Below are 11,553 nucleotides of genomic sequence, written 5' to 3' on the forward strand. Positions count from 1 at the left end.
GCGGGCCGAGCCAGTGTGTGGCCTGCGGATCCTCGGTCGTGGCACGAGCCGCGACCGAGGGCGAAGAACCTCCGACGGCGGCCAGGCAACAGCCGAACTGGCGGTCGCGATACCGTCCCTGATCCTTGTCCTGCTGATCGCGATCTGGGTCGTCAGCGCCGTGTCGGTGCAGGCGCGGTGTGCGGAAGCGGCGCGCATCGGCGCCCGGGCCGCCGCCCGCGGAGAAACCGACGAAATGGTCCGCACCTGGGCCGGGCGGGCTGCTCCCCAGGGCTCCACGATTTCCGTCAGCCATGCCATGGATTCCGTCATCGTCCAGGTCAGATTTCAGGCCCGGGCCACCGGGGTACTGGCAGGACTTGCTCCTCCGATCGAGATCACCATGTCCTCCACCGCACCCGCGGAGGCAGCGGAAAACATCACACAGGACTTCACAACCAGCAGTCAGTGAACACAGAAAAGAAATTTTGAATATGCGTCACAAATGGTTGCAGAAAATATTTTCACACCAAGCCAACAAGCCCTCCGGAAGCACTCTTCGGCTGTCTGGCAGCATAGACGCACAGCACGCCTCCGGTATTACGGACGCAGGTTCGGCCACCATACTCACACTTTCCACGTTTCTGGTTCTGGGGACGTTCACCGGCGTTGTTCTGGCGGTCTCGGCAACCGCTGTCTGCCGCGGGCGGGCCGCGGGCGCGGCAGACATGGCGGCGCTCGCGGCCGCGGGTGATTCCTCTGGCGATCCGGCCGTCATGTGCGGGCGGGCGCGCGCCATCGGGCTTGCGAACCACGGCCGCCTCCTGTCGTGCACGATCTCAGAGGACACCGTCGAGGTCGCGGTGGCCGTCGAACTCCCGGGAGCGCTCGCCGCCCTCGGGCCGCTCGTCGCCAGGGCCCGCGCCGGCCCGACGAACAGCGTCTCCAGCGGGGGAAGCCACGACGAAGGAAGCCACGGTACGGAAGGCGCATCGTGGGTCCCGTCGGCGGCCGCCATCCCCACGGTGCCGATGCGCTCACCGGCTGTTCGATCAGCTCGGATCGAGCCGGCACAGAACGGCGTCGAGCAGCCGGCGGGCGGCCGGCTTGTCCAGGGGCTCGTTGCCGTTCCCGCACTTCGGCGACTGCACGCACGACGGGCAGCCGGCCACGCACTCGCAGGCCGCTATCACGTCCCGGGTCGCACGCAGCCACGGCCCGCCACGCAGAAAGCCGCGCTCGGCGAAACCCGCGCCGCCCGGATAGCCGTCATAGACGAACACCGTGGTGAGGGAGGTGTCCGGATGCAGCGCGGTCGACACTCCCCCGATGTCCCACCGGTCGCAGGTCGCGAACAACGGGAGGATGCCGATCGCCGCGTGCTCGGCCGCGTGGACGGCACCGGGGACGGCGTCATCGTCGATCTCCGCCTCGGCCAGCAGCCCCTCGGCCACCGTGTACCAGACCGCCCGCGTGCGCAGATGCCGCGCGGGAAGATCCAGCGCCTCATCACCGATCACTCGTCCGCTGCCGGTCTGACGCCGCTGGTAGGACACCACCTGGCTGCTGACTTCGACCGTTCCCAGGTGGAGCTCGACATCGCCGGCGATACGGGAGCGGATCGACTCCACCACCCGGATGTCGGTGTCCTCCCGGGCCACCGTCGTCCAGTCCGGTGTGGCTGCCTCCACGAGCGCGACCGCCGCGTCCAGATCGAACTCGAGGACCAGGTAGGAGCCGCCCTGATGCAGGTAGACGGCGCCGCGGTGCACCGTCGAGTGCGACGTGGCGGCGTCCACCGTGCCGAGCAGACGGCCAGTGGACGCCTCGACGATCCGTACCGGCGGTCCGCCNGTACCGGCGGTCCGCCGACACCGCGGATGTCCACCTCCGGGCGGTGGCGGTGCGTCCAGTACCAGCCCGCGGGCCGTCGCCTCAGCCGGCCGCGGCGTACCAGGTCGTCGACCGTGGGACGAGCCAGCGGCCCGAAAAGATCGAGATCGTCCTCGGTCAGCGGCAGTTCCGCGGCCGCGCACTCCAGATGCGGGCCAAGCACGTAGGGATTGTCGGGATCGAGCACGGTCGCCTCGACCGGCCGGCCGAACACGGCCTCGGGATGATGCACGAGATACGTGTCGAGAGGATCGTCCCGGGCGACCATGACGGCGAGAGCTCCCGCGCCGTCTCGACCGGCCCGGCCGGCCTGCTGCCAGAGCGAGGCCAGCGTGCCCGGATAGCCGGTGATCACGGTCACGTCCAGCCCGGTGATGTCGACACCCAGTTCGAGCGCGTTCGTCGCGGCGACGCCGAGCAGCCGCCCCGACCTCAGGTCCGCTTCCAACGCCCGGCGTTCTTCGGGCAGGTAGCCCGCGCGGTAGGCCGCAACCCGCTCCACGAGGTCCGCCGACACCTCGGACAACGCCCTGCGCGCCGACTGCGCGATCACTTCCGCGCCCCTGCGCGACCGCACGAACACGAGCGTGCGCACGCCATCGGCCACAAGATCCGCGAGCAGGTCCGCTGCCTCGGCGGTCGCCGAGCGACGGACCGGTGTGCCGCCAGGGCCGTGAACCGGGGGGTCCGGTGGCTGCGCCTCGACGGCCACGGGCGCCCCCGATGCCCATCCAGTCGATGTTTCCGCTGGTTGGGACTTCGCCGGTTGGAGCGATGTGGGCTCCGTTTCCGCGCGGGCGGCAGGCCCGGCGGAAACCAGGTCGGCGGAAACCGGGTCAGAGGTGGTCGGATCGGCGGGGAACGGGTCGGATACGGCCGCTCCGGCGGAGAGCGGCCTGGAAACGGCCGGGCCGGGATACGGCGGAGCCGACGGTGGCCGGGCCGATGGTTCGGATGGCGGGACCGATGGTTCGGGCGAGGAGCCGAACGAGGAGGACGTCTGCCACGCATGTGCCTGCCATGGATACGACAGGGGTGGTTCGTACAGTGCGAAGCTCATCGCGCCTCTCGGGGAGGCGTCCTCCTCGACCGCCCGCACGTCGAGCCCGGTCAGGCGGCCGGCGGCATTCGCCGGCTCCGACACCGTTGCCGAGGCCAGGATGAACACCGGCGCCGAACCGTACCGGGCGCACACCCGCCGTAGCCTCCGCAGGACGTGCGCGACGTGGGAACCAAAGACACCCCGATAACCGTGGCACTCGTCGACCACCACGTACCGAAGGCCCCGGAGAAAGGTGGTCCACCGCCGATGAGAAGGCAGTATGCCCCGATGCAGCATGTCGGGGTTGGTCAGCACGAACGTGGCGTGGGCACGGACCCAGTCGCGTTCGTACGCCGGCGTGTCGCCGTCGTACGTGGCGGCGCGCACCCCTGTCAGCGTGAGCGCGCGAACCGCGCGGAGCTGGTCGTTGGCCAGTGCCTTGGTGGGAGCGAGATAGAGCGCGCGAGCGGGCGGTTCGGCCAGCAGGACGCTGAGCACCGGCATGAGGTATCCCAGCGACTTACCCGACGCCGTGCCTGTCGCGAGCACCACGCTGCGGCCGGCGTGAGCATGTTCGGCGGCACGCGCCTGGTGTGTCCACGGTGCGTCGATACCGGCGGCGCGCAGCCGGGAAACGAGTACGGAATCCGCCCAGGCGGGCCAGGGCTCCCGGCTGCCGGCTCTGGCGGGGACACGCTGCACATGTGTGATGCAACAGCTACGACGGGCGTCTGCCCGCAGCCGGTCGAGAACAGCCGCACCACGATCCGGCGCACCCGGCTCTGGTGCGCTGGCCCGGACCGAGGTTGTGCCCACGGTGGCCCAGCGTAGGCGAGGATGCCGGACGGATGCCCTGGTCCCCGCAGGATTCGCCCGCCTCCGACGGGCGGTCGCGGGGTGCGGCGGCCGGCGAGGCACGAACCGGGCGCCACCGGGGCCGTGGCTACGAACCCCTGCGGCGCATGGGTAGCCTGCTGTGTCGCGGCGAGCCGGATTGATCCGGGCGTGGGAGGGTAGTGCCGCCGTGATGTCGGCCGTCCGGCCGGACGGCTGTGAAGCAGACGCAAGGAGGACCTGTGGACCTGTCCCTCACTACCCGCACGGAAGGGGACTTCACGATCGTCGTCGTAGGCGGCGAGATTGACGTCTACACCGCCCCGAAGCTGCGGGAACAACTGATCGATCTCGTATCAGGCGGTTCGTACCATCTCGTCGTCGACATGGAAGGGGTCGAGTTCCTCGACTCGACCGGCCTCGGGGTACTTGTCGGCGGCCTCAAGCGAGTCCGGGCGCACGAGGGGACGCTGCGGCTAGTCTGCACCCAGGAACGGATACTGAAAATCTTCCGGATCACCGGTCTGACGAAGGTCTTCCCGATCCACGCGTCCGTCGAAGAAGCACTCGCAGCCAAGGACTGAAGGACCAAAGGCAGCGCGATCGTGATTCGATCACGCCCAGGGCTCCTGCCGTATCCGAGGTTCCCACCGGATCGGCGCGGAGGGCCTGGAAGCCGATCCGGAGGATCCGACAGGCTCAGGCCCATGGGTCGCCGGATGGTCAGTTCCATCGAGAGACAGGTCATCGACGTATGTCCACCGTCGAGTTGCGCTTCGCGGCTCTTCCCGGACACGTCCGAACGGCCCGGATGATCGCAGCCGCGGTCAGCCGGCGTTCGGGCGTGCCGGAGGAGATCCTTGACGAGATCAAACTTGCGGTCGGCGAGGCATGTGCCCGAGCCGTCAGCGTCAACCGCCGGTTCGACCCACAGGCTCCCGTGATCGTCCGGGTCAGTGACGGCGATGGTGCGTTCACGGTGTCGGTGGCCGACCGCGGGCCGCGGGAACGCGATGTTCCGCCCACAAGACGCGACGTCTCACCCCTGAACGGCCGTGGGCGGGCCGACACGCCCGGATCACCCGACAGTCGTCACACGCTGACCAACGCGGCTTCCCCTTCCCTCTCCCTCTCCCCACCCACCGTCGCCGGGCCGGCGGCAGCCGAGCCGATGGTTGCCGACCCACTGGCTGCCCAGCCGCTGGCCGCCCAGCCGGTCGTCGCCGAGCCCACGGTTGTCAGCCCGGTCGCATCCGGAAACGGCATCTGGCGGCCGGACGAGGAGGAGCCGTGCTCCCCGGCAGCCCCGGGACTCGGTCTCGCCCTGATCGAAGGCCTGGTCGACGACTTCACCATCACCACGCGGACCGACCGGACCGGCATGATCGTCACGATGCGCTGGGCGACGGAGCCGTTGGAGGGGAAACCAGCCGCACCGGTCATGGCTCTCTAGACAGCACGCAGCCAGCACGCTGGCGCCGATGCCGTCCCGGTCGCCCGGCGGCGGCCGCACGCGGGCCATCGCAGCCGGCACGTCGCCGCTGACGCGTCGGTACCGAACACGTCAGCCGCCGCGTCAACACCGATGTGTCGACACCTGTACGCCAGCCCGGACAGGACGACACGGACGGAATGGGCCGAAAGCCGGCCATCGAGATGAACAAGGACACCGAGCATCCACGGTAAATCCCTCAAAGCACAATTTTTACCGGACCTTGTCAACGAAAGAACGAGCGCATGTTACGGCCGTGTGGATAGACTGCCGCATCACTCGGTCGATCAGACCGCGTGCGCGATGTCTGGAGTGCTCCCCGTGGTACCGAACGGAGAATCGGGAGAACGCGGGCCAACGCGTTGGTCGCCGCACGATGGCGCGACGGCGGGACGGGCGGTAGCCCGGATCCGTCCCAGCCGGCAGTCATGCCGGCGTCGCACCCGCTTCGCCGGCCCGCGCCGACTTGGCGTCCTCCCACGCCGCAGCGGCAACCTCGACGACGTCGTCAGATGCGATGTCCGGCCGTGCTCGCCCGCCGGCTCCCGCAACCGGCACGGGGTGGACGCGGAGGGTGCACAGACCTGACCGGGAGGGCCCATGGTCCTGATCCAAGCCGCGGCGGGTACGAATCCCGGCGGCGCTGCCATCGAACTTGGCGCAGGTCAGATCGGGTTGGTCGCCGGGGTGGCGGCCGTGGCGGCGCTGGCGCTGGTGGTGGCCGGCTATCTGGTCCGCGAGGTGCTCGCGGCCGACCAGGGAAGCCCACGAATGGTCGAGGTCGCCCGCGCCGTCCAGGAAGGAGCCGCAGCCTACCTACGCCGGCAGTTCACCACGGTGGCCGGTTTCGTGCTAGTGATCCCGTTCGTTCTGCTGCTGCTGCCCGCGGAGTCCACCGCCTCCCGGGTCGGCCGGTCGCTCTTCTTCGTCCTCGGAGCCGTCTTCTCCGCGCTGGTGGGCTTCGTCGGCATGTCGCTGGCCACCCGGGCGAACTCCCGGACCGCAGCCGCGGCCATCCGGGTCGGGGAACGCGCCGCCATGCGGATCGCCTTCCGCACCGGGGGTGTGGTGGGAATGTTCACCGTCGGCCTGGGCCTGCTCGGCGCGGCGGTCGTGGTACTCGCCTTCCGGGACACAGCCCCGCAGGTCCTGGAGGGGTTCGGGTTCGGCGCTGCGCTGCTTGCGATGTTCATGCGAGTCGGCGGCGGCATCTTCACCAAGGCCGCGGACGTCGGCGCCGACCTCGTCGGCAAGATCGAACAGGGTATTCCCGAGGACGATCCGCGCAATGCGGCCACCATCGCCGACAACGTCGGGGACAATGTCGGAGACTGCGCCGGGATGGCCGCGGACCTGTTCGAGTCCTATGCCGTGACGCTGGTGGCCGCGCTGATCCTCGGCGTGAAGGCGTTCGGCGAGAACGGGCTGATCTTCCCGCTGCTGATCCCGGCCGTCGGCGTGCTCACCGCGATTGTCGGTATTCTCTCGGTCGCGCCGCGCACCGGTGACCGCAACGGCATGGCAGCGATCAACCGGGGGTTCTTCCTGTCCGCGGTGATCTCTGCCGTCGGGGTCGTCATCGTCTCGCTCGTCTACCTTCCCAGCAGTTTCTCCGGATTCCCCGGGATGGCGGACAGTACCCAGAGCGGTGACCCACGGTTCATCGCGATCACCGCGGTTCTGATCGGCATCGTGCTGGCCGCGGCGATCCAGCTGCTCACCGGCTACTTCACCGAGACCAGCCGCAGGCCGGTCCAGGACATCGTGAAAGCGTCCACCACCGGCCCCGCAACCAACATCCTCTCCGGCATCGGGGTCGGCCTGGAATCGGCTGTCTACTCGGCGTTGCTCATCAGCGCGGCCGTCTTCGGCGCGTACCTGCTCGGGTCCGGGAGCGTCACCGTCGCGCTGTTCGCCGTGGCGCTGGCCGGCACCGGTCTGCTGACGACGGTCGGCGTCATCGTCTCGATGGACACTTTCGGGCCGGTCAGCGACAACGCCCAGGGCATCGCCGAGATGTCCGGCGACACCGGAACGACCGACGTGGCAGGCGGTGCGGAAGCGACCGGCGCCAAGACCGGGGCCGCGATCCTCACCTCCCTCGACGCCGTCGGGAACACCACCAAGGCGATCACGAAGGGTATCGCGATCGCCACCGCGGTGCTGGCCGCCACCGCCCTGTTCGGGTCGTTCACGGACGCGGTGAACGAGGCGCTCGTCGACGCCGGCCGAACCGTGGCGTCGTCGCGCACGCTCGACATCGCCTATCCCGACGCCCTGGTCGGGCTGGTCATCGGCGCGGCGGTCGTGTTCCTGTTCTCCGGGCTCGCGATCAACGCGGTCGGTCGCGCCGCCGGTCGGGTCGTGCTCGAGGTACGCAACCAGTTCCGGACGAAGCCCGGCATCATGGATGGGACGGAACGACCCGACTACGGCGCCGTCGTCGACATCTGCACCCGTGACTCACTGCGGGAACTGATCACCCCGGGGACGCTGGCGGTTCTCGCTCCGATCGCGGTCGGTTTCGGGCTGGGCTACCCGCCGCTGGGTGCCTACCTTGCCGGGGCGATCGCCGGCGGCGTCCTCATGGCGGTCTTCCTCGCCAACTCCGGTGGCGCCTGGGACAACGCGAAGAAACTCGTCGAGGACGGCAACTACGGCGGCAAAGGGTCGGACACACATGCGGCGACCGTCATCGGGGACACCGTCGGTGACCCCTTCAAGGACACCGCCGGGCCGTCGATCAACCCTTTGATCAAGGTGATGAACCTGGTCAGCCTCTTGATCGCGCCTTCGGTGGTGAAGTACTCGGTCGGTGACGACGAAAACACACCGCTACGGATAGCGATAGCACTTGTGGCCGTCGCGGCGATCATCGCCGTGATCGTCTACTCCAGGCGGCGGGCCTCCGCGCTCACCGTCGCGCCTCCGGTAGCCGAACAGCGCCCGGCCGGCAGGACGAAGGCCGGCGTGTGACAGCGCTGCCGATGACCGGTCACCCTGCCGCTACCCGTCCGGCCCCGGGCAGGCGGGCTCGGCTGCCCGGGGCCGGAGCCGCCCACGAGGAGACCCGGAAGGAGCGCCGGAAGGAACAAACAGCGTCAGCGATCCCTTTCGCTCTACGGTGACGGCGTCGGCATGCCGACGCCACCGGCCGCCGATGACGTCCGTGCCGGTCATGGTGCTGTCGGAGACGCGCTGCCAGTGACACGACGCCAGTGACATGACGCTGGTGACACGACACTGGTGACACAACGCCGGTGGCACGACGACGCTGACACGATGCTGGTGACGCAGAGTGCCTGATCTGACGCACGGCCGCTTCTCCCGGCCCCGGCCGGCCGGGCGTGGGTGCGCCCGCGGGCGCGACACGGCGTACGGTCTGCTCCGGTGTCCGTGAGCGGACACCGGATGGATCGCGGACCGGGAGCTGACACACCGGTACGCGCCGACCTACTGTCGGCAGGAGGACCACCGCCCGAGGCGCGCCGCGACGGGTGTCCCGGGGGGAGGTTCTCGCACCGGCGGCCGGCCCATCCGCACCGTTCACCACCCGCCACGCACGCCACAACCCACACCGGGCGCAACATATACGGGATATACGGGCTGCAAACATATACAGGCTGCAACGCACGTAGGCCGCAACGCCGAAACCGAACTGCCCCCTGCAACGAGGAGAGAAGTGCCCCCGCGCACGAAGTCGACAAACAGCGGGACGCGCCGGTCAAGCGCCGGGCCATCGACGCCGGTCGTCGAGCCCACAGCCGGTGACGTCGCTGCCGGGCCCGATACGGATGCCGTCACGGCCGGCAACGGCGCCGTGCCCCGCGGGCGCACCACGCGTACCGCGCGCGCCGCCACCCGTGGTAGCCGTACCGGCACGTCAGCGCCGGCCGCGAGCGGTACCGGCGTCCGACTCGTGATCGTCGAGTCGCCGGCCAAGGCGAAGACCATTGCCGGGTATCTCGGCTCCGGCTGGCGGGTCGAGTCCAGCATCGGACACATCCGGGATCTGCCGCAGAGCGCCGCCGACGTTCCCGACGCCCACAAGGGCAAGCCGTGGGCCCGTCTGGGAGTGGACGTCGACAACGGCTTCAAGCCGCTCTACGTGGTCACTCCCGACAAGAAGTCCCAGGTCAGCAAGCTCAAGGCGCTGGCGAAGGAAGCCAGCGAGCTCTACCTGGCGACAGACGAGGACCGCGAGGGCGAGGCCATCGCCTGGCATCTGCTGCAGACGCTGAAGCCGACGGTGCCGGTGAGGCGGATGGTCTTCCACGAGATCACCGAGCAGGCGATCCGGCGGGCGGTGGACAACACCCGTGAGATCGACGAGCACCTTGTCGACGCGCAGGAGACCCGGCGCATCCTCGACCGGCTCTACGGCTACGAGGTCAGCCCCGTGCTGTGGAAGAAGGTCATGCCGAAGCTGTCGGCGGGCCGGGTACAGAGCGTGGCGACCCGTATCCTGGTGGAGCGCGAACGTGCCCGGATGCGTTTCACCTCGGCCGAGTACTGGAACATCGAAGGCGTCTTCGGTCTGCTGGCCGGCCGGGACGCCAGCGACGGCCGGGCCGACGCCACACCGCTGCCGGCGAACCTGGTCGCGCTCGACGGCCGGCGGCTGGCCACCGGACGCGACTTCGACTCCTCGGGGCAGCTCACCTCCGCCGACGCCGTCCGGCTCGACGAGGATGCCGCGCACGCCCTGGCCGGCCGGCTCGCCGACAGCGCGTTCGCGGTCCGCTCGGTGGAGACCAAGCCGTACCGCCGCTCCCCCTACGCGCCGTTCATGACCTCCACCCTGCAGCAGGAGGCCAGCCGCAAGCTGCACTTCTCCAGCCAGCGGACGATGCAGGTGGCGCAGAAGCTGTACGAGAACGGCTACATCACCTATATGCGGACGGACTCGACGAACCTGTCCGAGACCGCGCTCGCAGCCGCCCGCGAGCAGGCCCGCGCCCTCTACGGGGCCGAGTACGTCCCCGACCGCCCCCGCATCTACACGAAGAAGGTCAAGAACGCCCAGGAGGCGCACGAGGCGATCCGCCCGGCCGGGGAGCAGTTCCGCACGCCGGGCGAGGTACGCGAGACGCTGGCCGACGCCGACGGCTACCGCCTGTACGAGCTGATCTGGCGGCGCACGGTCGCCAGCCAGATGGCCGACGCCCGCGGCACGTCCGCGACCATCCGGATCGGCGGCGTCTCCAGCGCCGGGGAGGACGCCGAGTTCTCGGCCTCGGGAAAGGTGATCACCTTCCCCGGTTTCCTGCGTGCCTACGTCGAGGGCGCGGACGATCCCGACGCCGAACTGGACGACCGGGAGCGACGGCTGCCGGACGTCCGCGAAGGCGACGCCCTGACCACCCGGGAGCTCAACCCGCGCGGGCACACGACCAACCCGCCGCCGCGCTTCACCGAGGCGAGCCTGGTCAAGACGCTGGAGGAACTCGGCATCGGCCGCCCGTCCACCTACGCGTCGATCATCGGGACGATCCAGGCCCGCGGGTACGTGTGGAAGAAGGGCAGCGCGCTGATCCCCAGTTTTGTCGCGTTCGCCGTGGTCGGTCTCCTCGAGGAGCACTTCGGACGGCTGGTCGACTACCGGTTCACCGCGTCGATGGAGGACGACCTGGACGACATCGCCGCAGGCACGGCGGCGTCGATCGACTGGCTCACCCGGTTCTACTTCGGCTCGGACGCCGGCCAGGAGGGCGGGGTCGCCCGCGCCGGCGGGCTCAAGCACCTGGTCAACGAGCGGCTCGGCGAGATCGACGCCCGCGAGGTCAACTCGATCCCGCTGGGGGCGGCGCCGGACGACCAGCCCGTGGTGATCCGGGTCGGCCGCTACGGCCCGTACGTCCAGCACGGTGACGAACGGGCGAGCGTCCCGGAGGACCTGCCGCCCGACGAGCTCACCGTGGACAGGGCGCTGGCGCTGGTCGGCGCGCCCAGCGAGGAACGGTCGCTGGGCACCGACCCGGACAGCGGCGCGACGATCGCCCTCAAGGTGGGGCGTTTCGGCCCGTACGTGTCGACCGACGACGATCCGCCGCGCCGGGCGAGCCTGCTGGGCACAATGACACCGGAGACCCTCACCCTCGCCGACGCCCTCAAACTGCTCACCCTTCCCCGATCGCTGGGAGTCGCCGAGGATGGGGAGGAGGTGACCGCCCAGAACGGCCGGTACGGGCCCTACGTCAAGAAGGGTTCGGAAAGCCGCTCGCTGGAGTCGGAGGAGCGACTGTTCACGGTGACGCTGGACGAGGCGCTGGCGCTGATCGCGCAGCCCAAGACGCGAGGCCGTCGGCGGGCC

General features: G+C 69.7%; 8 protein-coding genes and 1 pseudogene. 6 read left to right on the forward strand and 3 right to left on the reverse strand.

Features of this window, described 5'->3' with window-relative positions; translation table 11 throughout:
* Positions 1 to 13: 13 nt before the first annotated feature.
* Together FrCorBMG51_RS06055 and FrCorBMG51_RS33575 are read left to right on the forward strand one after the other, a co-directional pair.
* Complete coding sequence (locus FrCorBMG51_RS06055) at positions 14 to 451, forward strand: TadE family type IV pilus minor pilin (RefSeq protein WP_052914380.1); 438 nt, start codon at positions 14 to 16, stop codon at positions 449 to 451.
* Positions 452 to 473: 22 nt separating this feature from the next.
* Positions 474 to 851: pseudogene (locus tag FrCorBMG51_RS33575) on the forward strand (Rv3654c family TadE-like protein); the annotation flags it as partial.
* Here FrCorBMG51_RS33575 and FrCorBMG51_RS32425 read toward each other — a convergent pair.
* From FrCorBMG51_RS32425 to FrCorBMG51_RS06060, 3 genes are all read right to left on the reverse strand, one after another.
* On the reverse strand, positions 819 to 941 hold the full coding sequence (locus FrCorBMG51_RS32425) for a hypothetical protein (RefSeq protein WP_256386218.1): 123 nt from the start codon (positions 939 to 941) through the stop codon (positions 819 to 821). The pseudogene FrCorBMG51_RS33575 and the gene FrCorBMG51_RS32425 sit on opposite strands and share 33 nt — an antisense overlap.
* 90 nt (positions 942 to 1,031) lie before the next feature.
* Positions 1,032 to 1,538, reverse strand: coding sequence for a Zn-binding domain-containing protein (locus FrCorBMG51_RS30685; RefSeq protein WP_235433355.1), 507 nt, complete (start codon positions 1,536 to 1,538; stop codon positions 1,032 to 1,034).
* Positions 1,496 to 3,730 carry a DEAD/DEAH box helicase gene (locus tag FrCorBMG51_RS06060; protein ID WP_420848586.1) on the reverse strand — a complete coding sequence of 745 codons (2,235 nt, stop codon included), beginning with the start codon at positions 3,728 to 3,730 and terminating at the stop codon, positions 1,496 to 1,498. Before FrCorBMG51_RS06060 ends, FrCorBMG51_RS30685 begins: the two co-directional genes overlap by 43 nt.
* 260 nt (positions 3,731 to 3,990) lie before the next feature.
* On the opposite strand from FrCorBMG51_RS06060, the gene FrCorBMG51_RS06065 reads away from it, so the two are divergent.
* The 4 genes from FrCorBMG51_RS06065 to topA form a co-directional block, all read left to right on the forward strand.
* A complete protein-coding gene (locus tag FrCorBMG51_RS06065; protein WP_013875449.1) occupies positions 3,991 to 4,332 on the forward strand; it encodes an STAS domain-containing protein in 342 nt (113 codons plus the stop codon).
* Between the two features lie 170 nt (positions 4,333 to 4,502).
* Positions 4,503 to 5,201 (forward strand): ATP-binding protein, encoded by a 699-nt coding sequence (locus tag FrCorBMG51_RS32430; RefSeq protein WP_047222100.1) that lies wholly within the window; start codon positions 4,503 to 4,505, stop codon positions 5,199 to 5,201.
* Positions 5,202 to 5,840: 639 nt separating this feature from the next.
* Positions 5,841 to 8,216 (forward strand): sodium-translocating pyrophosphatase, encoded by a 2,376-nt coding sequence (locus tag FrCorBMG51_RS06075; protein WP_047222101.1) that lies wholly within the window; start codon positions 5,841 to 5,843, stop codon positions 8,214 to 8,216.
* 706 nt (positions 8,217 to 8,922) lie between these two features.
* Positions 8,923 to 11,553: type I DNA topoisomerase (topA, locus tag FrCorBMG51_RS06080; protein WP_235433356.1), on the forward strand; the 2,631-nt coding region annotated here is incomplete at its 3' end.

This window comes from Protofrankia coriariae, from assembly GCF_001017755.1.
Classification (GTDB): Bacteria; Actinomycetota; Actinomycetes; order Frankiales; family Frankiaceae; genus Protofrankia; species Protofrankia coriariae.